The 26,712-nt window shown below is 59.8% G+C and carries 20 protein-coding genes; 13 read left to right on the top strand and 7 right to left on the bottom strand.

From position 1 onward, the window contains the following. The first annotated feature begins 167 nt into the window (after positions 1–167). Both ACO07W_RS07290 and ACO07W_RS07285 read left to right on the top strand, forming a co-directional pair. Positions 168–1,595: a cytochrome P450 gene (locus ACO07W_RS07290; RefSeq protein ID WP_421841991.1), complete on the top strand. Its 1,428-nt coding sequence runs from the start codon at positions 168–170 to the stop codon at positions 1,593–1,595. 56 nt (positions 1,596–1,651) lie between these two features. Continuing rightward, positions 1,652–2,479, top strand: coding sequence for a phthiotriol/phenolphthiotriol dimycocerosates methyltransferase (locus ACO07W_RS07285; protein ID WP_421841989.1), 828 nt, complete (start codon positions 1,652–1,654; stop codon positions 2,477–2,479). A gap of 82 nt (positions 2,480–2,561) precedes the next feature. Here the strand turns inward: ACO07W_RS07285 and ACO07W_RS07280 are convergent, their stop codons facing one another. From ACO07W_RS07280 to ACO07W_RS07260, 5 genes are all read right to left on the bottom strand, one after another. Beyond that, positions 2,562–5,471, bottom strand: coding sequence for an RND family transporter (locus ACO07W_RS07280; protein WP_421841987.1), 2,910 nt, complete (start codon positions 5,469–5,471; stop codon positions 2,562–2,564). Between the two features lie 165 nt (positions 5,472–5,636). Further along, complete coding sequence (locus tag ACO07W_RS07275; RefSeq protein ID WP_421845855.1) at positions 5,637–8,507, bottom strand: RND family transporter; 2,871 nt, start codon at positions 8,505–8,507, stop codon at positions 5,637–5,639. A gap of 11 nt (positions 8,508–8,518) precedes the next feature. Then, positions 8,519–8,986 (bottom strand): MmpS family protein, encoded by a 468-nt coding sequence (locus tag ACO07W_RS07270; RefSeq protein WP_421841985.1) that lies wholly within the window; start codon positions 8,984–8,986, stop codon positions 8,519–8,521. A 289-nt stretch (positions 8,987–9,275) separates the two neighbouring features. Next, positions 9,276–10,679 carry a hypothetical protein gene (locus ACO07W_RS07265; RefSeq protein ID WP_421841983.1) on the bottom strand — a complete coding sequence of 468 codons (1,404 nt, stop codon included), beginning with the start codon at positions 10,677–10,679 and terminating at the stop codon, positions 9,276–9,278. 155 nt (positions 10,680–10,834) lie between these two features. Further along, positions 10,835–12,109, bottom strand: a complete 1,275-nt coding sequence (locus ACO07W_RS07260; RefSeq protein ID WP_421840071.1) for an IS256 family transposase — start codon at positions 12,107–12,109, stop codon at positions 10,835–10,837. Positions 12,110–12,530: 421 nt separating this feature from the next. Between ACO07W_RS07260 and ACO07W_RS07255 the strand changes: the two genes are divergently transcribed. The 6 genes from ACO07W_RS07255 (at position 12,531) to ACO07W_RS07230 (ending at position 18,529) form a co-directional block, all read left to right on the top strand. After that, positions 12,531–12,761 (top strand): 3-hydroxyacyl-CoA dehydrogenase NAD-binding domain-containing protein, encoded by a 231-nt coding sequence (locus ACO07W_RS07255; protein ID WP_421841981.1) that lies wholly within the window; start codon positions 12,531–12,533, stop codon positions 12,759–12,761. 60 nt (positions 12,762–12,821) lie between these two features. Beyond that, positions 12,822–14,159, top strand: coding sequence for an IS256 family transposase (locus ACO07W_RS07250; RefSeq protein ID WP_421840121.1), 1,338 nt, complete (start codon positions 12,822–12,824; stop codon positions 14,157–14,159). Between the two features lie 49 nt (positions 14,160–14,208). Continuing rightward, the gene (locus ACO07W_RS07245) at positions 14,209–15,015 is read left to right on the top strand and encodes an SDR family NAD(P)-dependent oxidoreductase (RefSeq protein ID WP_421839996.1); all 807 of its coding nucleotides are present in this window, start codon (positions 14,209–14,211) and stop codon (positions 15,013–15,015) included. Positions 15,016–15,160: 145 nt separating this feature from the next. Continuing rightward, positions 15,161–16,345, top strand: a complete 1,185-nt coding sequence (locus tag ACO07W_RS07240; protein WP_421841979.1) for a nucleotide sugar dehydrogenase — start codon at positions 15,161–15,163, stop codon at positions 16,343–16,345. Positions 16,346–16,382: 37 nt separating this feature from the next. After that, positions 16,383–17,366: an NAD-dependent epimerase/dehydratase family protein gene (locus ACO07W_RS07235; protein WP_421841977.1), complete on the top strand. Its 984-nt coding sequence runs from the start codon at positions 16,383–16,385 to the stop codon at positions 17,364–17,366. 629 nt (positions 17,367–17,995) lie between these two features. After that, complete coding sequence (locus ACO07W_RS07230) at positions 17,996–18,529, top strand: hypothetical protein (RefSeq protein WP_421841975.1); 534 nt, start codon at positions 17,996–17,998, stop codon at positions 18,527–18,529. A gap of 117 nt (positions 18,530–18,646) precedes the next feature. Here ACO07W_RS07230 and ACO07W_RS07225 read toward each other — a convergent pair whose 3' ends face one another. Beyond that, entirely contained in the window at positions 18,647–19,447 is an 801-nt protein-coding gene (locus ACO07W_RS07225; protein ID WP_421841973.1) for a GAP family protein, read from the bottom strand. A 507-nt stretch (positions 19,448–19,954) separates the two neighbouring features. On the opposite strand from ACO07W_RS07225, the gene ACO07W_RS07220 reads away from it, so the two are divergent. Continuing rightward, the gene (locus ACO07W_RS07220) at positions 19,955–20,863 is read left to right on the top strand and encodes a class I SAM-dependent methyltransferase (protein ID WP_421845854.1); all 909 of its coding nucleotides are present in this window, start codon (positions 19,955–19,957) and stop codon (positions 20,861–20,863) included. Between the two features lie 57 nt (positions 20,864–20,920). On the opposite strand, the gene ACO07W_RS07215 is transcribed toward ACO07W_RS07220, so the two are convergent. Beyond that, positions 20,921–21,724, bottom strand: a complete 804-nt coding sequence (locus ACO07W_RS07215; RefSeq protein WP_421841971.1) for a TylF/MycF/NovP-related O-methyltransferase — start codon at positions 21,722–21,724, stop codon at positions 20,921–20,923. Between the two features lie 91 nt (positions 21,725–21,815). On the opposite strand from ACO07W_RS07215, the gene ACO07W_RS07210 reads away from it, so the two are divergent. The 4 genes from ACO07W_RS07210 to ACO07W_RS07195 all read left to right on the top strand — a co-directional run bounded on the left by ACO07W_RS07210 (position 21,816) and on the right by ACO07W_RS07195 (position 26,702). Then, a protein-coding gene (locus ACO07W_RS07210; RefSeq protein WP_421840069.1) for an IS3 family transposase occupies positions 21,816–22,960 on the top strand; the annotation gives its coding sequence in 2 pieces (ribosomal slippage) (positions 21,816–22,083 and positions 22,083–22,960; 1,146 coding nt in all). 174 nt (positions 22,961–23,134) lie between these two features. After that, positions 23,135–24,415, top strand: a complete 1,281-nt coding sequence (locus ACO07W_RS07205; protein WP_421841969.1) for a glycosyltransferase — start codon at positions 23,135–23,137, stop codon at positions 24,413–24,415. A 296-nt stretch (positions 24,416–24,711) separates the two neighbouring features. Further along, positions 24,712–25,989 (top strand): glycosyltransferase, encoded by a 1,278-nt coding sequence (locus tag ACO07W_RS07200; protein WP_421841967.1) that lies wholly within the window; start codon positions 24,712–24,714, stop codon positions 25,987–25,989. Between the two features lie 491 nt (positions 25,990–26,480). Then, entirely contained in the window at positions 26,481–26,702 is a 222-nt protein-coding gene (locus tag ACO07W_RS07195) for an MbtH family protein (RefSeq protein ID WP_421841965.1), read from the top strand. Positions 26,703–26,712: the final 10 nt, after the last annotated feature.

Below are 26,712 nucleotides of genomic sequence, written 5' to 3'. Positions count from 1 at the left end.
GGGCGCACCGGACTCGATGTAGCCTGCCTTCTCTCGACAACTCATTGGGCATAGCTTCACGTTTGTTTCCAAGGTCATGAGCCGCTACGCAACCCAGCGTGATTTAATGTAAAGGCTACAGCGGTAGGGAAAATACAAATAGACGTTTGTTCTCTGAGCGGAGTCGAATGATCACTGGTCCACTACCTCACGCCGGTTGGCGGATTCCTTTAGCCGGCGACATGCTCCCGATAAACCCAAAGCAGACAGTGCAGACTCTATCAAAAGTCGTCACGGAGCTTGGTGGAGTATGTGCGGTCGACAGTTTTGGCTATCGGACAGTAATCTTCTCAAATGCGCAATTGATCAAAGAAATCAACGACGAAGCGCATTTTGAGAAACATGTTGGTCAGTTCTCGAATAACTTACGACCACTCGGTGGTGACGGCCTATTTACCGTGGACCATAAAGACCCTAAATGGAGGCGGGCGCATGATGTCCTGTCGCCCGCCTTTCATAAAGATGCCCTCATCAAGTATCATGCGGCTATCCTAGCGGCTGTGCAGGAGCTTGCCGGAATTCTTGGCCGGGCGGCTGCTGCGGAGGAATGGGTAGATATCTCGCAGTTACTGCGCAGGCTCACGATTGAAATTATTGGCCGCGTTGGTTTCGGGTGCAGCTTCGGCCGGCTGACGGATGACGTGAAGTTCATTTCAGTATTGCTAGCAGAACTGAAATATTCTAGCCGGATGACCAGTGGCTTCCCGTGGTTCGAAAACGCGTTTACGCCCAGGAGGGTGGCTCAGCACAAAGCTAATATCGACTATCTACGCGATACTGCTCAAGAAATAATTGACGATCGTCGGTCGAAGGAAGAGGAACAGGGCCGCGGCGCCGGAGGGGACCTGCTTAGCGCTCTGCTTTGGAGCGGCGACGGCCGACAAGAAACATCCTTAAGCGACGAGGATATCAAAGACCAAATGTTGACCTTCCTCATCGCTGGCTCTCAAACATCGGCCAGCGCTCTGGCATTCTGCTTTCACTATCTTTCCCAAAATCCGAAGATACTCGAGAAGGCGCAGCAAGAAATAGCGACACTAAAAGCTGGCGGGGAACCGGGGCGCTGGCCTCAGTTTTCCGAATTGGGGAAACTTCGCTACCTTCGCTGCATAATTGATGAGTCATTACGGTTGTGGCCGCCTCTTCCGGTGTATCTACGTCAAGCGAAGCACGACATGGCAATAGGAAACGGGCGCTTCAAGTTCTGCGAAAACGATTGGGGTCTCGTGCTCGTCCTTGCCGCCCACCGTGACGAAGAGACGTGGGGTCGAGACGCTGCGAAGTTCTGTCCTGAACGATTTTCCTTGAAAAATAACGGGCAGAGCCCGGACCGGATATTCAGGCCGTTCGGCACAGGTGCGAGATCCTGCATCGGCAGGCAACTCGCATACCAAGAAATGTTGACGACATTAGCGGTCATACTGGAACGGTTTGATCTGGAATCTGACCCCAGGTACAACCTTCGGGTAAGTGAACGACTGGCGTTGAGACCAGACGGTCTGCGATTAAAATTCTCTAGCCGGCTAGCGGATGGATCGGCTGATCGTGTCTGCTGAACCGTCGCTAATCGATGCGCAAGGGCGCGCCCCTATGGGAACGCTATAGTCCGCCCATGGCCGCTAGTACTCGAGTTCGTCTGATTCACCGTCTTCGCCGCCGCAGAGATTCGCTCCGCGACTTCAGGAAAGTTTGTTGGAAATACTGGTATCGGCGCGTGACACGCGCTCTCAGTGACGACGAGGTCTTGTTCATCAACTGGGCTTACGAGGAGGACCCGCCGATGGCCCTGCCGCTGGCGGCGTCCGATGAAGCTGACCGACTCCACATCCAGCTCTACCATCGCATTGCGACCCAGGCGGATATTGCCGGCAAGGAGGTGCTGGAGGTCAGTTGCGGTCACGGCGGCGGCGCCTCATACCTATCTCGAACGTTGCATCCGGCCTCCTTTACCGGCCTGGATTTGAACCCGGCTGGCATCGCGTTGTGTCGAGAAAGGCACAATCTGCCCGGATTGGATTTCGTACAGGGCGATGCGGAGAATCTGCCCTTCGCCGACCAGTCCTTCGACGTTGTGCTTAACGTCGAAGCTTCACACTGCTACCCGAGGTTTCCGCGCTTCCTCGACGAAGTGGTTCGTGTGCTGCGCCCAGGCGGCCACTTCCTGTACGCGGATATCCGGCTTAGCGATCGGGTTGCCGAATGGGAGGCGGAGCTGGCCGCTACTCCGTTGCGGTTGCTCTCGCAGGCTGTCATCAACGCAGAGGTCGTACGCGGGATGGAGGAACGGTCACAGCGGTCATTGGACTTGATTGATCACCATATGCCATGGTTCCTGCGCCCGTATGGCCGTGAATTCGCTGGTGTGCCCGGCTCGCAGCTATACAGAAAACTGCGGTGCGGCGAAATAACATACCAAATGTACTGTCTCGCAAAGGACTAACTCGGTTCGCGCCGGCTGTCCGCTAGTTCTTTGTGAATAGCACTATTGCTGCCGCCTCCGGTGGGTGCACGGTGGTGCGGGTCTAGCGGGACGGTCTCACGGGTTCGGTTTTGGCGGTGTCGCCGCCGTACTCTTCGCTAAGCAGCAAGGACCGAACCAACCGACGCGATCCGTATGGTCGAAGCATCTCACTGGCCGGGCGCGGGCGCACGAGCTGTGGCCACCAGAACCAACGTCCGAGCAGTGCGGCGATAGACGGCGTCATGAACGAGCGCACGATCAAGGTGTCGAACAACAGGCCGAGCCCGATTGTGGTACCTACTTGGGCGATAATGCGCAGGTCGCTAAACACCATGGACATCATGGTGAACGCGAATACCAGGCCCGCGTTTGTTACGACCTTGCCAGTGCTGCCCATTGCGCGGATGATTCCGGTGTTTATCCCGGCGGCTATCTCCTCTTTCATGCGCGAGACCAGCAGCAAATTATAGTCCGAGCCCACCGCCAAAAGGATGATCACAGACATCGGAAGCACCATCCAGTGCAGGTTAATTCCCAGAACGTGCTGCCAAATCAGCACGGACAGCCCAAACGAAGCGCCCAACGACAGCCCCACTGTTCCGACGATAACCAGTGCGGCAATGAAGCTCCGCGTGATAATCAGCATGATGATAAAAATAAGCCAAAGCGCGCTAACACCGGCGATCAATAGATCGTACTTGGCGCCGTCGCGGAAGTCTTTGAACGTCGATGCGGTCCCGGCGATATAGATCTTGGCATCCTCCAAAGGCGTCGTTTTGAGTGCTTCCTCGGCTGCCGTCTGTATCTGATCGACGCGTGCTATTGCCTCCGGCGTCGTGGGGTTGCCTTTATGCGAAATAATGAATCGTGCCGACTTGCCGTCCGGAGAAAGGAAGGAGTTCATCGCTCGCTGGAAGTCTGGGTTCTGGAAAACCTCTGGCGGCAGATAGAAGGAATCGTCGCTTCGTGCCGCGTCGAACGCCTGGCCCATTGCGGTAGCATTCTGGTTTGTTTCGTCTAACTCGCTGAAGATTCCAGACATGGTGCTGTGCGCCGCCAGCACCATGGTTCGTACCGACTCCATGGCCGCGATGATCAGTGGAAACTGCTCATTTAACTGAGGCAGCAGTGTGTCTATCTTGTCCAAATGCGGTACGAGCTCGTGCATCTTCTCACGTTGCTCGTAAACGCCGTCGACAGCGTCAAATATTGACCTAATAGACCAGCATAGTGGGATATCGTAGCAATGCTTCTCCCAGTACACGTAATTCCGAAGTGGCCGCCAGAAATCTTCGAAGTCCGCGAAGCGCGAGTTCAATTCATCCGCAATAGCGGCCAGGTCTTTGGTCGCACCGATTGAGCGATGGGTGGTGCCGCTGAGCTGCTCCTGCAATTCATACATGCGCTTTGTCGAAGCGATTTGCCTATCCATCAAGTCGGCCTGCTTGAGCAAGTCGTTTATGCGATCTTTCATGTACTTCATGTTTTGCTTCTGTGCTGCATTTTGAATGCTGATCAGGAACGGTATAGAAGTATGTTCAATCGGGGTTCCCTCCGGTCGGGTGATAGCCTGTACCCTGGAAATTCCCCGTACCCGGAATATTCTCTTGGCCAATCTGTTTAGAACGAGAAAGTCTGCTGGGTTGCGCATATCGTGATGTGATTCGATCATCAGGATTTCGGGCATCATGCGCGATTGGGAAAAATGACGATCAGCGGCTACATACCCAACGTTGGCTGGAATATCTTTGGGGACATAGAGTCGATCGTTGTAGCTTGTTTGGTAGCCCGGCAGCGTAAGCAAGCCGATCAGCGCGACTGCCAGTGTCGCGACGAGAATGGGCGCGGGCCAGCGGACAATTGCCGTGCCGAATCGGCGCCATCGGCGGAAGGCGATTCTGCGTTTGGGGTCGAGTAGCCCGAATCCGCTTCCGACGGTGATTACTGCCGGAACCAGCGTGAGTGCGACTGCGACCGCGACGGCCATGCCCAATGCGCACGGGACGCCAATGGTTTGGAAGATGGGCATGCGGGTGAAGCTCAGACAAAGAATTGCCCCGGCGATCGTCAGGCCAGATGCAAGGACGACGGGAGCGACCCCGCGGTAAGTGGTGTAGTAGGCGGTTTCCGTGTTCTCGCCGGCCTGGCGCGCTTCGTGATACCGACCGAAGAAGAAAATTCCGTAATCGGTTCCGACGGCGAGCCCAAGCGATACCAGCAGGTTAATTGAGAACGTCGAGAATGTCAGCAGGTTGGCATTGCCGAGAAACGCGACGATTCCTCGGGCCGCACCCAGTTCGATACCAACGGCGATCAGGAGCAAAACCGCGGTGATGATTGAACGGTAGACCAAGAGCAGCATCGCCAAGATCATCGCGACGGTTATTGCCGTGATTTTCAGAAGGGACGCATTGCCACTGTGCTGCATATCCGTAACGAGCGCCGCCGGGCCGGTGACATAGACTTTGACACCGGGGGGCGCCGGCGTGTGAGCTACGATATTTCGGACTGCTGCCACCGATTGCTGCCCCAAGGTCGTCCCTTGGTTGCCGGCCAGACTCAATTGTGCGTACGCGGCCTTACCGTCGGCGCTTTGGGCGCCGGCGGCTGTGACTCGATCTCCCCACAAATCCTGGACATGCTCGACGTGCTTGGGATCGTCCCTTAGCTCGCGGATCAAGCTGGAATAGTAGGTATGCGCGTCATCGGCGAGCGGCTGCTGCCCTTCGAGCACGATCATCGCGTAGCTGTCCGACTCGGATTCCTTGAAGTTGGCGCCCATGCGCTTCATCGCTTGCACCGATGGTGCGTCCTGCGGGCTCAGCGGTACGGAATGCTCTTCTCCGACTTGCTCCAGTGATGGAACTGCCAGCGTCAAAATCAGAGTCAGTGCTACCCACGCCAGGATGATGGGCAGCGAGAACTTCCGGATCAGATGCGCAATGAAGGGCGGCCGGGAGTGCGTGCTCATATGGCCTTCAGCGCGCAGCAGGTCGCGGCGTTTGGTTCGTGCGAAGTCGTCTTGGTTTGGGGCAGGCCAACACCTACGACGTGGCCGCCCAAACCGTGCCTGTCGCCCCGCGTCACGGTGACTTCCATCGTTGCCCGCACCCGTCTCGCGCGAGGAATCTGCCGCTCACCGCGGCTGTCTCAACAAGGCGCGCACCAATGGACGGGGACCGGTCGGCCGGAGCAGTGCACTCGCCGGGCGGGGACGTATGTTTTGCGGCCACCAGAACCAGCGACCCAGCAGCGCGGCGGCGGACGGCGTCATGAACGCGCGCACGACCAGTGTGTCGAACAGCAGACCCAGGCCGATCGTTGAGCCCAGTTGGCCAATGATGCGTAGGTCGCTGACCAACATCGCCGCCATGGTAAACGCGAACACGAGGCCCGCGTTTGTCACCACCTTGCCGGTGCCGCCCATGGCGCGGATGATGCCTGTGTTTATTCCGGCGCCTATTTCTTCTTTGATTCGGGATACCAGAAGCAGATTGTAGTCAGATCCTACCGCCAAAAGTACGACCACAGCCATCGCCAGAACTACCCAGTGTATTTGTATGCCAAGCAAATACTGCCAGACCAGTACGGACAGCCCAAAAGATGCGCCCAAGGAAAGCAGCACCGTACCCACAATTACCAGAGCGGCAACAAAACTGCGTGTCATCGTCAGCATGATGATGAAAATGAGGCACAGTGCAGCGATTCCCGCGATCAATAGATCGTATTTTGATCCTTCGACGAGATCTTTCGTGATCGCTGCAGTACCGGTGAGGTATATCTTGGAATCTTCTAGCGGAGTTCCTTTGAGAGCCTCCTCGGCTGCAATCTGGATATCGTCGACGCGTGAAATGCCCTCGGGCGACCCGGGATCGTCTCTTAGCGAGACATACATCCGCGCGGCTTTCCCGTCTGGTGACAGGAACACGTCCATGACCCTCTGGAAGTCCTTGTTCTCAAAGGCTTCCGGTGGGATGTAAAAAGACTCGTCGTCTCTGGCTGCGTCGAAAGCCTTGCCCATGGCTGTTGTGTTACCGCTACTCTCATCAAGCTGGCCAAAGGTTCCGGCCATAGTGCTATGCATAGCCAACAGCATGGTCCGCATGCTTTGCATGGTCTCGATCATCTCTGGGAACTGGGGGAGCAGCTGTGGCATGAGCAGGTCTAGGTGATCGAGATCGACTACTAATTCGCTCAGCTTTACATCAATTTGGTCGGCACTGTCGGCTGCATCAAATATGGATCTCAGCGAGAAGCAGACTGGAATATCGTAGCAGTGTCTTTCCCAGTAGAAGTAGTTGCGGATTGGTCTAAGGAAGTCTTCGAAATCTGCAATGTGATCACGTAACTCTTCAGTGATGTCTTGTATTTCATGGGCTTTCCCGGCCATGTCGTGGGTAGTGCCGACTAGTTGTTGCAACAGGCCATACATGCGCTGCATTATGCCGATCGTTTTTGTTAGCTCGTTGGCTTGCTTTAGCATGTCGTCCATACGTGCTTGCTGGAACTCCAGATTTTGGACCTGGCTAGCCTGTGCCATGCTAAGCATAAACGGTATCGAGGTATGTAGAATCGGGGTTCCTTCGGGCCTTGTTGCGGCCTGCACTCTAGAAATACCGGGTACCGCTAGAACGCCCTTCGCTAACTTATTCAATACCAGAAAATCTGCCGGATTTCGTAAATCGTGATCCGTTTCTATCATGAGTATTTCTGGCGTCATCATTCGCGACTCGGGAAAATGCCGCAGCGCAGCTTTGTAACCTTGCTCGGCGGGAAATCCTTTCGGTAGATACTTTATATCGTTGTAGCTAGGTTTGTATCCGGGCAGTGTCAACAAACCGATAAGGGCGATTGCCAATGTTGCGATGAGGATCGGCGCGGGCCAGCGAACAATTGCCGTTCCTATGCGCCGCCATCCGTAGGATTTGACCTTGCGCTTGGGTTCGAATAAGCCGAAACGGCTTCCGGTGGCAAGTACCGCGGGAACCAGCGTCAGCGCGACGGCGACCGCAACGAATATGCCTACGGCGCAGGGGATTCCTACTGGTTGGAAGATTGGTAGTCGGGCAAAGCTAAGGCAGAAGAGTGCACCGGCGATGGTTGTGCCGGAAGCTAAGACGACCTTGGCTACTCCGTGATATGTGCTAAAGAAGGCTTTCTCTTGGTCCTCGCCGGCTTGCCGTGCCTCTTGATACCGTCCGACGAAGAATATCCCGTAGTCCGTTCCGGCCGCGATCCCAATGGCGACCAAAAGATTAATTGCGTAGGTGGTCAGGCCGATCACCTCGTGATCGCCGAGGAACGCGACAAGTCCCCGGGCGATCTGCAACTCGATACCGACCAAGAGCAGCAAAATGATTACGGTGGCCACCGAACGGTAGACAAGCAGGAGCATGCCGAAGATCACCGCGAGACTCACCAACATCATTCGCATGACCGTCTTGTTCCCGCTGCCGCTCATATCCGAAACGATTGCGGCGGGGCCGGTGACATAGGCTTTGACACCTGGTGGTGCGGGCGTTCTCGATACGATGTCCCGGACGGCTTCGACCGATTTATTCGCCTCGGTCGAAGCCGGCCTGCCGGCGAGGTTCAATTGCACATACGTGGCTTTGCCGTCGGGGCTCTGGGCGGCGCCCGCGGTGAGCGGGTCACCCCAGAAATCCTGGATGTGCCGCACATGCTGCGAATCGTCTTTCAACTGACGAATCAGATGATTGTAAAACCTGTGAGCACCGTCGCCGAGAGGCTGTTGGCCTTCGAAGACGATCATGGCGACGCTATCGGAGCTAGTCTCCTTGAAGGCCGCATTCATGCGCTTCATCGCCTTGAATGACGGCGCATCGTCGGGACTCAGCGTTACCGAATGCTCTTTCTCGACCTGTTCCAGCGGGGGAACGCTGATAGCTACGACGACGGCGATCGCCAACCATGCCAAGATGATGAGCCCCGAAAACCGATGGATCGTCCGCGCTGCGAATGGTGGCTTGGTGCCGTTGGTGCCCATGTTTTTGTCGATCATGAGGACTTCAGCAGGCAGAAGGTGAAGGCCTCGACTTGATGTGTTGTCTTTTCGGCTTTGACCACGCCGTCCAATGAGATTCGGCAGCCAATGCTGTCGTTATTGCCCTGCGCAACCAGACTTCCAGCGGTCGTCAAGCGCGTGACCGGGAACTCCAGCGACCATGGCAATTTCGCCCCATTGACGTGCTGCGGGTCCCCATTGCCGTCAAAATAGCTGATCTGTGCCACGGTTCCGGGCGGTCCGAAGACCTCATAGGTCAGATGCTTGGGATCGAAAGGTGCGTTGTCGTCGATTCTGGTGTCGGCGTATGAGACGCGTTTCTCGGAGCCGAATACACGGTGGAGCCGTGCCACTGTGAATCCTCCGCTCGCGATGACCACGAGTATGACCAACGGGATCCACAACCGCCTCAAAACTCTGAAAAGTCGCAAACTCTCTCGCCCTGCTTTCACGCTGCGCATGTCATCCGCATGAGCATGCAACTACACATCGGCCGCGACACGCCAGACGGTGACGCATCGAACTCGATGGCGTCGCGGAAGAGAAGTGCGGCTGCCATCTCGAGCGACCGGCGCCGTGAGGGCGCGCGACCGATCTTGATGAGTAAACCATCTGAGTGATGTTCACGTCGGTTCCTGTCCCTAATTTGGGATAGTTTCCTCCCGAATCCTACTGGGCAAAACTACCCCGAATGCCAGCACTAATCGTCGCCCGACCAGGTCCTAAGACTGGATTGGCAGGCGCGTTTCATTAGTCGATCTTGCCGTTCAGATTGAATTCAGCCAACACACTCGCAACCAGTTCGCGCAATGCGCGTTTCGTGTTGTCAGCGCCCGGCCGATAGGAGTTGACGGTGATGTAAATTGTTGGCCCGCCGGTGCGCCACGACTGTATCGTCATCTGGCCGCCCGTTTGCTCGAGCCATTGTCGCGTCACGTGTTGTCCCGTTACCCGCGTCATGACTAGCTCGCCGTCAGTGCCATCGAGTCGGCGCACCAACGGGTTGAAGTCGCCGAGATTGGAGCAAAGCAGCGGTAGATCGGGGTCGGTGAGCCCCGCATCGACCATCCGTTTCAGCGCTCGCTTCGGCGTGAACGGGATCAGTGAGCGCAGCCGCAGGGATTCATCTGGCGTCTCCCGCAAAGCCTGCAGCGTCTGCTTGACGGTGGTGCGCACGTCGCGCAAATCCAGCATGACCCGGGTCGGATCGAGGCTGACGCTTGCAATCGACATCGCGTTCGCGCGCGTATCACCTTCAGTGCGATCGTTGATGGGGAGTTGCAGGGTGACCGCGCCGTCACTGGTCCGTCGCCGCCCGGTGCGCTCTCCGAGTTTTGCGGCCAGACCCGCGACCAACGTGTTGGTCGTTGCGCCGAGCGCCTGTGCGCGCGCGTCCCAATCACCGCGATCGATCTGGACCCAGACGGCCGGCACAACGACAGCGTCATCGCCGTCAGTTGCACCGAGGGTGACGCGTCTCGGCGCCGCTGCTCGGCCGGCATCGGCCCGAGCGCGGCGGGCCAATTTCGTCGCCGTGCCAATCGCCCGGAAAACCTCGGGAATATCTTTTGCTGTAAGGCGGGCGTCTTGGGCTACCGCGCGTGTCCGAGTGCGGGAGCGTGGCGGTGGGTAGCCGAGATTACGCGTGTTGCCCAGTGCCGCATCTACTACCGCCAAGGCAAGCCCGAGACCGTCCAGCAGATAGTGGGAAAGCACCAGGCTTACCGCGGTCGTACCATCAGTCAGCGGAAGGACACCAATATGCCAACCCGGCCCCCATTCCGGATCAATAGACAGTTGTGAGCGTTCATCGGCCCAGTCGCTGAGCTGGGTGCGTGGACGAGCGTCTGCGATTTCGATTTCTAGCCGCTCCCGATCCAGAACCCATCGAGGACGGGAGAACGGAAGTGGTGATCGCTCGATGCGCCGTCCTAGGAACCCATGGCTGAGCTGCTGGTGAAAACGCTTTAGTCCATCGAAGTCGACTGCGTGCTCATAAATCCACACGCACTGGATGACCAAATTCAGGCCAGCGGCCCGATGCCCTGCGAATAAGCCCTCGTCTACTAACGCGAGTCGATTATCCAGCCGCGCGTCACCGGTGGATGTGCGGCCGAGAAAGGACGCACGTGCGCGACGTATCCGGACTGGCATTGATCAGCCTCCGATGGCCAAAGATGCGCCCGTGTCGCTCTGCGTCGTGATCTTCTGGTCGCAAAGAGCCAGGCTGTGCGGGGTGGCGGGAGGTTTGGGGGGTGGCGTCTTAGGACTGGTGTAAAAACGCTGGGCGCATGTTCCTGGTGGTCATGTTACGCGGCGGTGGTGTCGGTCGTGGTTGTTGTGGTGGGGGGATGCAGTGGGCGGGGTGGCTCGAGCAGTTGGTGGCGTAGTTCTTGGAGGTGGCGGCTGGTCGCTGATGTTTGGGTGACTCCGCGCCAGCCGCGGCTGGCGCGGTCGAGGACGGCCCATACCAGCGACAGACAGCTGGTTTCGCCGGGTAGGCGGCCGATGACCTTGACCCGGCGACGGGATTCTCCGAAGGTGCGTTCGATGAGGTTGGAATGGCGGATGCGTGTCCAGTGTTGGCGGGGGAAGCGCAAATGCACGCTCAGCGAGGCGAAGTCGTTGGCCAGGCAAGCGACCGCGGCTGGGTAGAGCCCGCGGTATGTGGTGGTGAACTCCTCGGCGCGGCGGGTGGCTTCATCCACGGCCTGCTGGCCGGGTGGCTGGTCAATGTCATCGAAGATCGACCAGAACGCGGCTTTGATCTCGTCCTGGACCGCGACAGGTGTCTTGGCGATGACGTTACGGCAGCGATGGATCAGACACCGCTGACGCAGGCTTGCCGGAAACGTGGTCTCCCATGCGGCGATCAGGCCCGGCGCCCCGTCGGAGATGCCCAGTAGCGGCGGGCGTAGTCCCCGGTTCCTCAGGTCAGCCAAGAAGTCGGCCCACGCATCAGCCGACTCCGCTGCGGCTGGGGCCAGCCCAATAAACAGGGGCTTGCCGTCGGTGCAGATGCCCCAGGCGGCCAGCACCGGCTCGGCCGGGGCGTTGGGATGCATCCGAAAGTTCGAGGCATCCAAGAACAGGTAGTCCAACACCAGCTCATCAAGGCGTCGAGACGACCACGCAGCGAACTCGTCTTTGATGGCCGCACAAATCCGGCTCACCGTCGAGCGCGACAACGCCGCCTGCGAGCCCAGCACCTCGGCCAACGCGGCCTCGATGTCGCGATCCGACAAACCGCGCACCCATCCCGAAATCACCAACGCCTCCAGAGCGTGGGTGCGCGTCACCCCGGCACCGAATAGCCGCGAACAGAACCGCTCGTCGGTGTCGCGTAGTTTCGGGCGGCATAATTCGACCGAGCCCATCGTGGTCTTCACCGTCGCCGGCGGTTGATACCCATTGCGGTACCCGCCCGGGCCGTCCTGAACCCGACGCTGGTGACGGGCTCGGCCCAACACTGCTTCTACCTCGGCCTCCACGGCGACCTGAAACACCAGACGCACCGATAACCGCCCGACCTCCTCCAAAATCTCGGTCAACGGCCGCTCGGTCGCGGCGAACAACTGATCCATCTCAACACGCACACGCTCAATCGGCGATACTCGCTTGGTCACGGGCGTAGCCCCTCCTTCATAGCTTTCGTCGGTTGCGACGGAACCTACGCCCGTGACCATTTACACCAGCGATGAGACGCGACCGTTTGGGGAATGCGAATCGATTCATCACATGAGAGTAAAACTCGTCCAGCCAGTGCGCGGCTAGCCGACCAACACTGCGTTGGAGTTGTTGCCTTGGGCTTGATACCTGACCAGGGTGATTCGCTGTGCGCGTAGCTTGATCGGATTTGTCCGAAATACCTGGATTCAGGTTCGATGGCGCAGGTAGGCGACAGTACAGCTAATGGGTTATATTGACAGGCGGCTGAGCCGGAAACGCGAGGCCCTGCTTTCATTTCGCAGAACGCGTGCGGGAAGCGAAAGGCTAGGATCCGCGATGCCTTTAGGCGTGTTCGGACGTAGTGACGCTGAGATTGATCTCTTGGTGCGCGGCAAGCAGTCGGGGATCGCGGTCGTGGGCTTCGGCTACATCGGCACGGTAATTGGTGCGGTGTTGGCTGACCGAGGTTGGCCGGTCACGGGGATTGACGTCAGACGAGACGTTGTCGACGAGATCAACCTGGGTAAGACAACCGTGCCGGTCGTGTCCGGGATCCGGTGTAAATAGGGAGCACGCGCGTAGGTTCCGCTTCACGACCTGCAAGTCTGCGAAGAAGGAGTCACGCCCGTGCCTGTCCGCGTATCAGCGACCGACCGTATCCGCACCAAAATCGACGCCCTGTTCGCCGAGGATCGGGAACTGCCTGAAATCCTTGAAGAAATCGCCCGCCTCGGCGCCCAGCTACTGATGCAGGCGGCCCTGGAGGCTGAGGTCACCGAGTTCCTCGGTCGTGAACGCTACCAACGTACCGCCGCCTGTGCCGACGCTAACGGCGGTTCGCGCAACGGATATCGGCCGGTGACCATCAAGACCACCACAGGTGCGGTCACCTTGGAGCGGCCGAAACTGCGTGGCACCATGCAAGCGTTCGCCTCTCGGCTGTTCGGTAAGCATGTGACGAAAACCAACGCCCTGGAAACGCTGGTGATCGCCTCGTTCATCCGCGGCCTGTCCGTCCGGGATGTCAAGGCCACCCTCGCTGAAGCGCTCGGCGATCAGGCGGCGATCTCCAAGTCCGCGGTTTCGGAAGTCTGTAAGGCGATCCGGGCCGAATACCAGGCGTGGGCTCGTCGCCCACTCGGTGAGATCGCTCTGGACTACCTGTTTTTGGACGCCAGTTTCTTTCGGATGCATCCCGGGTCGCCGGCCGAGCCTGTGCTCGCCGCCTGGGGCGTCACCACCGAGGGCAAACCCGTGTTCGTCGGATTGTCACCCGGGACCGGAGAGTCCACCGACGCGTGGTCCGACTTCCTGACCGACCTGCGCGAACGCGGTCTTGCCACTCCGCTGCTGATCGTCTCTGACGGCGCCAAGGGACTGATCGCAGCCATCGAACAAATCTACCCAAAAGCGTTGCGCCAGAGATGTCTTATTCATCGCCTTCGCAACGTGCTTGCGAAGATCCCCACCGGGATGCAAGTCGAGGTCCGTGACGGATACTGGGCGATTTTTGATACCACCGGCCTGGGTATCGAGCCGGGACCGCAGCTGGTTGAGATCGTCGACAAGCGGATCGAGGCGTTCGCCGCTAAATACTCCGACCTCTACCCGGCGGCTATGCGGATCCTGCTCACCGACAAAGCAGGGCTGACCGCCTATCTGCGGTTTCCGGTTGAACACCATGGCCGCGTTCGGCACTCAAATTTCATTGAGCGCTCCTTTGGAGAAACTAAGCGACGGACCAAGGTCATTGGCCGATTCCCCGGCGAGACCAGCGCCATCAGCCTGGTGTGGGCCGTGCTCGACCGCGCCTCGGCCGGTTGGCGCGGCCTCACCATGACACCGGTCGGCACCCGACTGCTGCAAGACCTACGCCGATCCCTGCTCGACTCACCCCGCCAACTGCGACCGCCTCAAAGTCAAGCACCTACCGGCCAGGCAGATCCCGTCTCCGCCACGGCGTAGCGAGGCGCACGCACGCGTGACGACGCCCACCCGGTCCCAGTAAGGGGAGGTGAGGGAAACCGTTTGCCACGGCGGCGTGGCCGTGGTCGATAGCCTGCACAATGTGGATCTGAATGGGATGACAGCGGTGGTGACCGGCGCAGCTAGTGGCATCGGGCGCGCGTTGGCGCATGCACTGGCCGACCGTGGAGCCAACCTCGTGCTCGCCGACATCGACACCGTCACATTGAGCGAAGTTTCGCAGTCACTGGGGGCACAAGCGGTTCCCACTGACGTTGCCATGCCGGATGCGGTCGAATCGCTCGCTGAAGCCGCCGGCGACGCCCGGGTCGTGTGCCTGAACGCCGGAATCACCGGTAGGAGCTTTGGTGCTCCGTGGGAAGTGGCCGCTCCTGACTGGAACAGGGTGTTCGCGGTCAACGTCGGTGGCGTTGTCAACGGCTTGCGTGCGTTCGTACCCAGACTGCTGGCCGCGAACCAGCCCGCGCACATCCTGATCACCGGCTCATTGGCTGGGGTGCTGACCTTTCCCAGCGGCGGCGCTTACGGACCCTCCAAGCACGCCGTCGTGGCCGTGGCCGAACACACCGCGCTGGCACTGGCCGACACGCCGATCGGCGTGAGCATGATCTGCCCCGCCCTGGTCTCGACAGGCATGTCCACCGACGGCATCGACCCCGCCGAGGTCGCTGCACAGGCGCTGGCCACTATCGACCGCGGAATCTTCGCTGCGGTCCCACCCGACTGGCAGCGCACCCTCATCACCGCGGCATCGCGTCGCGCCACTGGTCAGCGTCCCGAATCGCCTGCGGTCGCCACCTCGACCACGCAGAAACAACCACCAGCGCCCTCATAGCCCAAACATCGCCGGCGCACGAACCACGACCGGCCCGTACAACCCCCAACCCGCGAATCGACCTGCCGCCGAACCAGACGCCCGTATGCTAACAGCGGAGCGAAACTGGCCCTGCCTTTTACACCGGCATCTGGACGCAGCCACCGTGCCGGAGCCAGGGCTCAACGAACTTGTTTCCAACAGCGTACGAGTCGGGCGGCTTTGTGCCACGACCGACTTCGGCATTCTTTCGGAAAATGATTTCGTCATTGTGAACGTTGGCACGCCGCTTGGCCCAGACTTCGAGCCCATCGTCGACGACATTACGGCGGCAGCGCGTTCGGTAGGAGAGCATTTGCATGCCGGCCACCTCGTGATCCTCAAGAGCACAGTGCCACCCGACACCACCGAACGTGTCTTTAGGCCGATCCTTGAAGAGGCGTCTGGACTGCGGGCAGGGGTCGATTTCGGGTTGGCGTTCTGCCCCGAGCGACTGGCCGAAGGCCAAGCCATCCACGAGCTGACGTCGATCCCCATCGTGGTCGGTGCTATCGATGAGCGCAGCGCCCGGGCCTGCTCCGCGCTGTGGCGGCATGCCTTGGGAGTGCATTCCATTGTCGTCAACGACCCGCGCACCGCCGAGATGGTCAAGCTTGCCGACAACCTCTGGATCGATCTCAATGTCGCGCTGGCGAACGAGCTGGCCAAGCTATGCGACCGGCTCGGGATGGACGTTCTTCAAGTCATCGGAGCGGCGAACACGATGCCCAAAGGCAGCCACGATGTGAATATTTTGATGCCGAGCATGGGGGTCGGCGGCTACTGCCTGACGAAGGATCCGTGGTTCGTCGACCACCTGGGAAAGTCCCTAGGGCTAGACCTGGCAATCCCTCGTACGTCGAGAACCGTCAATGACGCGATGCCTGCTCACACCTACGAGCTACTTGAGCAGCTCCTCGCCGAACAAGGAAAACAAATCAAGAAAAGCAAGATTGCGGTGCTGGGCATAGCGTTCAAAAACAACACCGGCGATTGTCGGCTGACGCCCACCAAACATGTCGTTGCTTTGCTTGAGGAGACCGGCTGCGAGCTTTCGATCCATGACCCATGGGTGACCGACGCTGAGGCTCTCACAGTCACGAAGATGCCCCTGACCGCAGACATCGAGACGGCGGTCGAGGGCGCCGATGCGTTGGTGCTTCTAACGGGCCACCGGCAGTTTCATCAGATCCCGCTGGTCCGGCTCGCGGACCTGGTGTCGACCAGATGCGTTTTCCTGGATGGGCGCAACAGCTTCGACCCGGCAGCAGTGCGCGCCGCTGGCCTCGTATACAAGGGCATCGGCCGATAGGTGAACGTAAGCCGACACGTGGCATGAAAGAGCAAAGATGTCCAACGTCGTAGTGACAGGCGGCTACGGTTTCATCGGGTCGCACCTGGTCTCGGCGTTACTGGGCAGGGGAGACTCGGTCACGGTTTTCGACGTCGCAAAGGGGGACACTCGCGACCGCGGTATCGACTTCGACGGGCACACCAACTTCCGGTTCGTGCCGGGCGATATCACCGATTTGTCGGCTCTGGAAAAAGCGGTGACGTCTAGTGTCGACACGGTCTTCCACCTGGCCGCGGTGGTTGGTGTCAAGAACTACGTCGAAAATCCGCTCAGAGTTGTCGATGTCAACGTGGCTGGTACTCGCAACGTCCTCGACCTTTGCCATCGGTACGGGGCGCACATGGTGTTGGCCAGCACCTCTGAGGTGTTTGGGAAGAACCCGAGTCCACCGTTCGCTGAGGACGACGATCGAGTCCTCGGTTCGACGCGGGTTTCGCGCTGGAGCTACAGCACCAGCAAAGCCATGGCCGAGCACCTCGCTTTTGCGATGTACACGACCTACGCACTACCGGTAACGGTCGTGCGCTATTTCAACGTCTACGGACCGCGGCAGAATCCGATTTTCGTGATCTCGCAGAGCATTCATCGGATCCTCAACGGTCACCCACCGTTGCTCTACGACACGGGAGAGCAGACACGGTGTTTTACCTACGTCGACGACGCCATCGCCGGCACGTTGCTCGCTGCCGACAGCAACGTGGCAATCGGTGAGGCCTACAACATTGGGAGCATGACCGAGACGACTATTCGGGATGTCGTTGGCTTGGCGATCAAGATTGCAAATGTCGATTCGGTGACTAGCGCCGAATTTGTTGATGCCGCTGCGCACTATGGTGCTCACTACGAGGACATTCCTCGTCGTATCCCCGACACGACCAAGGCCCAGCGGGAGTTGGGATGGCGCCTCCGTGTTGATATCGAAGAAGGGATCGGCCGCACCGTCGATTGGATGCGGGCCAACTCGTGGTATCTCCAATAGCTCGTGGTATCTCCAATAGATCGAGAGACGGCTGACAGGTCTTAGGCCAGGTGGTGCGACAACACAGCGGCGGCCGGCCGGGGCATGGCGCGCGACAGGTATTGATTCGCTGCCATCGCAGATCGATCGACTCTTTGCGGTCGCACGGCCAAGTGCTTTCGGTTCAACATCATGGCGGTCACACGTAACCTCGAACCGATATGCCGACGTTAGGGTGTCGGCCTGCGGTCACACTAGGGATTGGCATTATCACTTAGTCGGTTGCGAGGCGCGAACCGATCAATCCCGAATCTCGAGAAAAGAGCCACAGCAATCGAAGCGTTGGATGGGCTCGGTTGCGTGTCGCAGCAGGGATTTTCATGCTCCCGCTCCCATTATCGGAGACCATGGTCATGTACAACCCAGACTACGAATCAGGCGATGAAACTCGATGGCGTCAGCAAGCGCACGATTCAACGCCGCGCCGGCGAACTCACGGCAAACGGAGCCTGGAACTACGCAAGCGGGACGCTAGCGGCCAATGGCGCATTTCCGTAGAGACGATGCGTGAAATCGGGTTCGAGGCCGGTCGGCCGCCATCTGTGGATACCCGTGTTGAGGGGCAGAGTCTGGGCAGACACCTTGGCAGCATGGGCGTTGTAACCGATGACGGCAGCCTGGCCGCACAGATGCACGACTGGCGCCGCGTCACCGAATGCGAGTCCCACGGTGAGCAGGCCAAGGTTACCCTTGAGGCCACTGTGGTGCACGACTGGCGCCGTGTCACCGAATGCGAGTCCCACGCTAAGGAGATCGGCCTTGAGCTGGGGACCGCCGCCGCCCCGGCGGGAGGCTGGCGTGGTCTTGCCGCGGAGGAGCCTGATGCGGATGAGGTCACCGTTGAGCTGGAGACCGCCGCCGCCCAGGTGGAAGACTGGCGTCGCCGCGCTGAGATCGCCGAGGCCCGGGCCGCCGAGCGCGAGCGGATCATTGCGATTCAGTCGAAGATGATCCTCGCCCTAGAGGCCCCACGCGGTGGCGCTCATGCTGAGTCCCCTGCCGACCCCGCGGCTGCGCCGTCGACGGCGCTTTCCTGGCCTTCTCGCTGGCCTTTTCTTGTTCGTCTGCGCCGTTCCCAGCGTCCTACCGCGGAGCCGGAGGGGCCCGAGAAAGTTGGCGGTTAAGGAGCCTATCCACTGATTTCGGCTTGCACGGTTAGCCGCGGAACCCAAGTAACCGGTGTCGCAAGATGACCGTCATGCCGAATTTTGGTTTGGAGCGGCTGCGCAAAAGGAGCCAGCTCAGCCGCTGGCCATGCCGCTGGCCAGTAGCGACACCCCGACTACCGCCAAGATGGCCACCAGGATCTGTCGGCGGTGAGCCAATGCCCAGTCGTGCAGCAGTTGTAGCACCGCCTGGGTCTTCGTCGGCGTGACCAAGTAGCTAGCGAGGATAACCTCGACAACCGCGAGCATTGCGACGACGAACGCGACGACGGCGCTGAACTGCGTGCCGATCGCGGCTCCAGAGCCCACGACGGTTGCGAGTATGAATAGCACCGGCAAGGGGGGCGCCCCGGCAAATGTAAAACCGATTACCCAAGCGACCCACAGGGACCCATTCTCCCAGGCATTGTGGCCACGGCCGAGTAGTCGCCGGACTCTGGAGCTACCATCTGTCGCCGCATCCTGCGCGCGCCTCAACAGCCGCGAGATTGCGGGCGGTGTATGGGAGTGTGGCTCCAGGGTTGATGTGTTGCCGGGCGCTGTCGGCAGGTAGGCGCGCTGGTGCCGGCGGGCCAGCGAGTGCAGTGCCATTAGTGCGGCGATCGCTAACGTGAGCACGCCCATGCCGATGAGGACGTGCCGGACGGTGGAGTTGGCAGCTGGCGCGGTCCAATGTTCAATTGAGGAAAATATCGGCGTCCAGTGCAGCACCATTAGCGGAATCAACAGGGTGAGAACACACGCTGTCAGGCTGCCGACCCAGTAGGAGGCCAGGTTTGGCACAGGACGTGGCCGGGAGGTCATGAGAAGGGTGATGCCAAGGCGTACCGGGTCGAGCGCTAACAGAAGCGCCAGCCCCAGGACTGAGGTCCACACGGCCGGAACACTACACTGTGGCGCTATCTGCTGGCCTGTGAATCTTCTTTGGGCTTTTCTGCGCTTAGTTGGCGCCGATTTTGATTGCCGGTGTTGGGGCTGAGCCGTGCAACCGGCGGGACCTTCCATACGGCTTCAGCATGCTTTTCGATGGCATTCGTCCGAGTGAACCTCGTACCTGCCTGAGGATGGGGCATTTCGATGGCGCCGTTAAGCACGTTCCTACGCGTTAGCGTGCCGCTGGAATTGAAACTACGCAACAAACAAAGGAACTCGAGCGTCACTGCTATCGTTACTTGGCGCCTACAGCCGTTCTGCCGGCTCGACGGCTAATCGAATTCGGCGCCGTCCCGCCAGGTCGCATAGTCATCGGCTGGCGACCGAGGACCTGATGTGCTTTCCTGTGACGTAGAGTTCCTGGTCGAGGAGGGTCAAGTGAACGAGGTTGTCAAAGAATGCCGGCTATGCGAATCGACTGGTCCCCATCAAACTACTGTAGTTCGCGAGATGATGTTCGGAACTCAGGAACAGTTTGAATATTATAGCTGTTCCGCATGCGAGACTCTGCAGATTGTTAACGCGCTCGAGGGTGAAGACCTTATGCGACACTACCCTCACAATTATTACTCATACAACGCTACGGCTCAGCCGAGCGTTCTTCGGTGGCTGATTTCGCAGCAGGATCGCGCTAAGTTGCGCAGTGGAGGTCGGCTGGTCGGTACTTTCATGAAGTTGCCCGTGCCAGACGGCGTCATCCGGGTTCTCCTCGGCGGCGATGTCGTCAGAATGCTTGCTGGTCTCGGGGTGGAGCGCGGCGCGCGAATTCTGGACGTGGGCTGTGGCGACGGTGCGCTGCTTGACCGGTTGGCCAAAGTTGGATTCAACAACTTGTCTGGCGCGGACCCGTTCATCGCGGCCAACGGCGAGACGCCTGGTGGTGTGCCGCTCATGAAGCAAGGCTTAAGTGAAGTAACTGGCGAATTCGATTTCATTATGTTCAATCATTCGCTCGAACATCTTCCCGAGTTTGTCTCGGCGCTTAAGCTGACGCACGAGAAACTCGCTTCGGGAGGAATTTGCTTAGTGCGTCTGCCGACGACTTCATCCGAAGCGTGGGCGACGTATGGCGCGGATTGGGTACAAATCGATGCGCCTCGGCATATCGTAGTACCTTCACGGCAGGGAATGGCGCTTGCAGCTGAACGCGCCGGTTTTCGAGTGGAGGAAACATTCGACGATTCGACGTTAGGTCAGTTTATGGGTAGCGAAGCCTATCGGCGCGATGTTGCAGTAACTGATCCCAAAATTTTACGGATGTTTGGACTCAAGCAAATCTGGGAGTGGGAAAAACGCGCGAAAAAACTCAATCGGCAGGGCCGTGGTGACCAGGCCGGTTTTGTCTTGCGGGTCAAGTGAGGGGGAGCGGGACTCTTCTGCCGCTGCGCCCTCCCGGCGGCGCCCTGGTGGTCTTCGCTACTTACGCCACAACACAGCAGACCCATCTATGTCGACGATCTCGGCAGTTACTTCGTGTTTCGCGCGGTAGTCCGTTACGGCTTTACGGCACGCGAGAATTTGGTAGTCATCAATGATGCAGAACCCTCCGGGAGACAGCCGCGGGTAGAGCGCGTCGAGTGCTTGGATGGTGGATTCGTATAGGTCGCCGTCAAGTCTTAATAAGGCGATGCGATCGATCGGCGCATCGTGGAGCGTATCTTTGAACCAGCCGGGAAGAAAGCGGACCTGATCATCGAGCAGCCCGTACCGCTGGAAATTTGCCCGGACCTCCGTTTCGGACACCGCGAGTATGCCCGAAAGGAGATCTCCTCTCATCCATTTGTCTGCTGTGTAGTTCGCGGTGTCCGGGCGCGGCAGGCCTTCGAACGAATCAGCCAGCCACACGCATCTGGTCTCGTCCGCATAGGCGGCCAGGACCGCGCGCATCAGGATGCAAGCCCCCCCTCGCCACACTCCGCACTCGATCAGATCGCCGGGGATATCGTCGGTTAGCACGGTTTCGACGCAACGCTGCAAACTGGTGAGTCTCTGCATTCCGATCATCGTCTCGGCATTTGGGGGCCAGACGAGACCGAGGTCGCGCTTGCGTTGACCGAACGGGCTTGTGCGCATCAGCATCGGGTGAAGGGTGTTGAAGGCTTTGAGGAGTAGGCGTCGCCGCAGTGGCCATTGCGCGGGCGTCCGCTCGTCCATCCCGTATCGGGTGAGGTCGCGCCGGACCTGTTCGAGGTACACAGACGGGGCATCGCCATCGGTCACGGTCCAACTACTCCTGGCGTGTTCCCCGTGAATGAGTCCAGCTTGTTTTAGAGTCTCGTGGCCCTAAACGTGGGCTGGAAGGGACAAGGAAATGGCTGGTCGTAAGAGGTATGCCGCCGAAGACATTGTGCGCAAGCTGCGCCGAGCTGATGAGCTGGCCGCCGGCGGCAGCTCCGGTGAGCAGATCGCTGCCGAGCTGGGGGTATCGGCGGCCACCCTGTACAACTGGCGCCGAGCCTACGGGGGAATGGATCTCGATGCGGCCCGCGAGCTCAAGGAACTGCGCGAGCAAAACGGGCGGCTCAAACGGCTGTTGGCCGAGGCCGAGCTCGTCAAAGACGCCCTACGTGAGGTGGCCAAGGGAAAATTTTGAGCCCAGCCGCCAAACGCCGCGCCGTGGACATGCTCACAGAAGTCAAGGGCATCTCAGAACGGTTGGCGTGCCAAGCGGTTGGGCTGGCCCGCTCAACCTACCGACGTGTCCGTATCGACCAGACCCCGGCGGACCCGGATGCCGATCTGCGGGCCTGGCTGCGTTCCTACGCCCGCAAACACCCCTGTCACGGGTTTCGCCGTGCGTGGTCGGCGTTGCGCTACGACGAGCATCACCAGGTCAACAAGAAGAAGATCCACCGGCTGTGGCGCCAAGAGGGACTGCAAGTCGCCGTCCGCTCCCCACGCAAACGTGGTGGTGTGCCCTCAGTGCCGCCGATCATCGCCGATGCCCCCAAGGTGGTGTGGGCGCTGGATTTTCAGTTTGACTCCACTATCGACGGCAGGTCGGTCAAGATCGCCTCGATGCTCGATGAGCACACTCGCGAGTCGCTGCTGGACATGACCGCACGCTCCATCACCGCCGAGGCGCTGGTCGACGAGCTCGAGCGAGTGTTCACCACTGCCGGGGGTCCGCCCACGGTGCTGCGCATGGACAACGGGCCGGAGCTGATTTCTCAAGCGTTGCAGCAGTTTTGCGACGGAAAAGTCGGGCTGACCTATATCCCCCCAGGTCAGCCCTGGAAAAACCCCTACATTGAATCCTTTAACAGCCGCTTACGAAAGGAGTGTCTGAACCGCAACTACTGGACTGACCTGCTCGAAGCCAAGGTGGTGATCAGCGATTTCAAACACGAGCACAACCACCGCCACCGCCACTCATCGCTGGGTTATCGCACTCCGGCCGAATACGCTGCCCAATGCAGCCACACCCATCACCCCATAGCCTGCGACATCAACTAAAATCCAGATCAACAACAACCTGGCTCTAATTCCAGGTGGACCCGATATCGGGGACCAGCCACTCCCATCTTGTATTCCGGTGTTCCTAGCGCTGAGCCTAGACTTCCAGTGACGCGACGCTCTCGCTTTCATTCCGCAGGACATGCACGAGAAAGTGGAAGGCTAAAACGCGCGATGAAATTTGTGCTGGCGAGTTATGGAACTCGCGGTGATGTCGAGCCTTGCGCGGCGATCGGGCGTGAACTGCTGCGCAGAGGACACGACGTGTGTATGGCAGTCGCGCCCGACCTCGTTGACTTTGCCGACTCGGTTGGGCTTGCCACCGTCGCTTACGGACCGAATGCGCGGGCGTGGCAGGACCTGCACCGCGACTTGTTGACTCACCTATTCCGCAAGTTCTGGAAGATCCGCGATCTAATCAGATTGCGGCGCGCGGATTGGGAGCTGTTCACTCAGTGTTGGGAAGAGGCCAGCACGACCCTCACGTCATTGGCAAATGAGGCCGATCTGCTACTCACCATCGTGATCGCCGAGCAGGTCGCTGCCAACGTTGCAGAGCATTACGACATTCCTTTGGCCACGCTCCATACCTTCCCCATGCGGGCTAACGGCAAGCTCGTTCCGATCCTGCCAGCGTCGTTGGGTCGCTTCGCGATGACAGCGTCCGAGTGGCTGGGTTGGCCCATGACAAAGAAGCTCGAGGACGCGCAGCGCCGTGAACTGGGCCTGCCGAAGGCATCGGCCCCTGCCTCACGGCAGATCGCCGAACGAGGATCTCTGGAAATCCAGGCCTACGACGCGGTGTGCTTTCCCGGGCTGGCAGCCGAATGGGTGAAATGGAATGGGCCCGATGGCCCTTTAAGGCCCTTTGTCGGCGCCCTGACGATGGAGTTGGCGTCGGATGCTGATGAGGAGGTCGCCTCGTGGATCGCCGCGGGAACACCACCGATCTTCTTCGGTTTTGGCAGCACTTTAGTGCTATCTCCCGCCGACACGATCGCCATGATCGGCGCGGCGTGTGCGCAATTAGGCGAGCGTGCGTTGGTTTGCTCCGCCGCGACAGACTTCAGCGGCGTCCCCCATGTGGAGCGCGTCAAGGTGGTGGGCACGCTGAATTACGCGGCCGCCTTCCCCGCCTGCCGCGCGATCGTGCACCACGGGGGCGCCGGCACCACAGCTGCGGGCATGCGCGCCGGAGTCCCCCAATTGATCCTTTCGACGTTGGGTGATCAGACGCTCTGGGGAGCCCGGGTCAAACGACTCGAAGTGGGAACCTATCGCCGTTTGTCGAGCACTACCCGGGAATCGCTGATAGCGGACCTTCGCACAGTCCTGGGCCCGCAGTACGTGGCCCGGGCCCGCGAGATTGCCGTCCACATGACCGAACCCGGCGCCAGCGTGGCGACCGCCGCCGATCTCCTGGAAGATTTCGCCCGCCGCGGGCGTGTTGAGTGACATGCTTCGGCGGTTGTCGAGATGGTCGGCGTCAGCCACGTCCGGAGGATTCCATCGGTGGCGGTTAATGGGATGTCCGCCGGACCGCTGGTCGCAGCCTTTCGGCATTTTTGCAACGCTGCGGCCCGCAGCCAAACGGGCATTCGAGGCGGTAGGCTCTGCTGGGCAAATCGGAGTTCTCTTACCGATGTGCTCGGCCATCGAGTGCATCCCCTGCCACCGGCTATGCAAAGGACGTGAGGCTGCCGCTTTCATGTCGTAGCACACGCAAGGGAAGTGAAAGGCCAAGATCAGCGATGAAATTTGTGCTGGCATGCTATGGAAGTCGTGGCGATGTCGAGCCGTCTGTCGCTGTCGGCCGTGAGCTTTTGCGTCGCGGGCACGACGTGCACATGGCTGTTCCGCCCGACCTTATTGGCTTCGCCGAGGCGGCTGGGCCCGCGGCGGTCCCTTACGGGCCAGAAGTCGGGCCCATTGTGGACGCTCACACCAACTTCTGGACGCTACTTTTCCGCAACTTCTGGCACATCCAGGAGCTGGCCAGGTTGCGGCGTGAGGTCGCGTCGCCCGTCATCCAGCGCTGGGAGGAGATCAACACGACGCTGAGGTCGCTAGCGAACGGGGCCGATCTGCTCGTCACCAGCGTGAATTTTGAACAGCCCGCCGCCAACGTGGCAGAGTACTACGACATTCCGTTGGCGACGCTGCACATATCGCCGATGCGTGCTAACGGCCAGCTTGTTTCGATGCTGCCGGCGCCATTAGGCCGCTCGGTAATGACGGCGTATGAGTGGGTGGCTTGGCGCGCGGCGAAGAAGCTCGAAGATACGCAGCGCCGTGAGCTGGGCCTGTCGAAGGCCACAAAGCCATCGCCGCGACGGATCGCCGAACGTGGATCTCTGGAAATCCAGGCCTACGATGCGGTGTGTTTTCCCGGGCTGGCAGCCGAATGGGCGAAATGGAATGGGCCCAATGGCCCGCTAAGGCCCTTTGTCGGTGCGCTAACGATGGCGTTGCCGGCAGCTCCCGATAGCGAGGTTGCTTCGTGGATTTCCGCGGGCACGCCACCGATCTTCTTTGGGTTTGGCAGCATACCGGTCGGTTCTCCGGCCGACACGCTTGCCATGATCAGCGCGGCTTGCGCGCAATTGGGCGAGCGGGCGTTGGTATGCGCCGGCTGGAGTGACTTCAGCCGGGTCCCGCATTTCGAGCATGTCAAGGTAGTGGGCGCAGTCAACTTCGCGGCCATCTTTCCGGCCTGCCGCGCGGTTGTGCATCACGGTGGCGTGGGTACCACGGCTGCGGGTCTGCGCGCCGGAGTGCCCACGTTGATTCTTTCAACGGACCTCGAACACATGCTTTGGGGAGCCCGGGTGAAGCGACTGCAGGTAGGTACCGCCCGGCGCTTGTCGAGCACCACGGCGGAATCGCTGGTCGCGGACCTTCGCACTGTCCTCGCCCCGCGATGTGTCGCCCGGGCACGCGAGATCGGCGCCCGGATGACTAAACCCGCCGAAAGTGTTGCGTCCGCAGCTGATCTTGTAGAGGATTTCGCCCGCGTTGGTCCTCGATAGTCGATCCCGTCAATAGGCTTCTCGACGGGCTCCGGTGCGCGCGTATGGCAGGAGCTGACAGAGCGATCTGCGCCGTTGTAGTGACTAAATCGGTCGGACGGCCATGAGAGAGACTGCCGTCACACCCGCTCGGGTAACATCCCCGGCTATGAATGCTCCGATAAGGCTGTCGAAGTGCCGCTGGATTAGCGGCGGCATCGATACGGTGCTTGTTTGCGCCGCCAACGAGCGCCAAATGCGACATCGTCCTCGATCGGGCGGTGCTTGTGCGGTTGCGGAACGTCGCACCGGCGCATCTATCGGTGTAGCGCGCAGCACTGGATGTCGCCAGCATCGAAACCCCGTGGCCCCCGCGAATTGCATCACCTACTGAGCACCGTGATGGGTCACACCCAGGAAGTTGGTCGGAATCGCGCACCGACGTCGTTGGCCACCAATGTGGTTTCTCGGCGGGGCTTCCACTCATGTCGACGAGATGGTCTGGAGGACTGGTGAGTATCAATCCCTTTGACGACGAAAGCGGCAGCTTTTTTGTCCTCGTCAACGACGAGGAGCAACACAGCTTGTGGCCGGCCTTCGCCGATGTTCCAGCCGGCTGGCGGGTGGTTTACGGCGAAGCCGGGCGCGCCGCATGTCTGGACTATATCGAACAAAACTGGCCCGATATACGGCCAAAGAGTCTGCGCGAGAGGCTGACAGAAGGCAATAAGTAAACAGTGGGAG

The sequence above is a fragment of the Mycobacterium sp. genome (genome assembly GCF_965230835.1).
Taxonomy (GTDB): Bacteria; Actinomycetota; Actinomycetes; order Mycobacteriales; family Mycobacteriaceae; genus Mycobacterium.
The sequence above is the reverse complement of the archived record's forward strand: the minus strand, read 5'-3'. Positions and strand labels throughout refer to the sequence as shown.

Bases quoted from the DNA above. Each gene is read 5' to 3' on its own strand.
- ACO07W_RS07290 (WP_421841991.1), top strand. From the start codon at position 168: ATGATCACTGGTCCACTACCTCACGCCGGTTGGCGGATTCCTTTAGCC.
- ACO07W_RS07285 (WP_421841989.1), top strand. From the start codon at position 1,652: ATGGCCGCTAGTACTCGAGTTCGTCTGATTCACCGTCTTCGCCGCCGC.
- ACO07W_RS07280 (WP_421841987.1), bottom strand. From the start codon at position 5,471: ATGAGCACGCACTCCCGGCCGCCCTTCATTGCGCATCTGATCCGGAAG.
- ACO07W_RS07275 (WP_421845855.1), bottom strand. From the start codon at position 8,507: ATGGGCACCAACGGCACCAAGCCACCATTCGCAGCGCGGACGATCCAT.
- ACO07W_RS07270 (WP_421841985.1), bottom strand. From the start codon at position 8,986: ATGCGCAGCGTGAAAGCAGGGCGAGAGAGTTTGCGACTTTTCAGAGTT.
- ACO07W_RS07265 (WP_421841983.1), bottom strand. From the start codon at position 10,679: ATGCCAGTCCGGATACGTCGCGCACGTGCGTCCTTTCTCGGCCGCACA.
- ACO07W_RS07260 (WP_421840071.1), bottom strand. From the start codon at position 12,109: ATGGATCAGTTGTTCGCCGCGACCGAGCGGCCGTTGACCGAGATTTTG.
- ACO07W_RS07255 (WP_421841981.1), top strand. From the start codon at position 12,531: ATGCCTTTAGGCGTGTTCGGACGTAGTGACGCTGAGATTGATCTCTTG.
- ACO07W_RS07235 (WP_421841977.1), top strand. From the start codon at position 16,383: ATGTCCAACGTCGTAGTGACAGGCGGCTACGGTTTCATCGGGTCGCAC.
- ACO07W_RS07230 (WP_421841975.1), top strand. From the start codon at position 17,996: ATGGGCGTTGTAACCGATGACGGCAGCCTGGCCGCACAGATGCACGAC.
- ACO07W_RS07220 (WP_421845854.1), top strand. From the start codon at position 19,955: ATGATGTTCGGAACTCAGGAACAGTTTGAATATTATAGCTGTTCCGCA.
- ACO07W_RS07205 (WP_421841969.1), top strand. From the start codon at position 23,135: ATGAAATTTGTGCTGGCGAGTTATGGAACTCGCGGTGATGTCGAGCCT.
- ACO07W_RS07200 (WP_421841967.1), top strand. From the start codon at position 24,712: ATGAAATTTGTGCTGGCATGCTATGGAAGTCGTGGCGATGTCGAGCCG.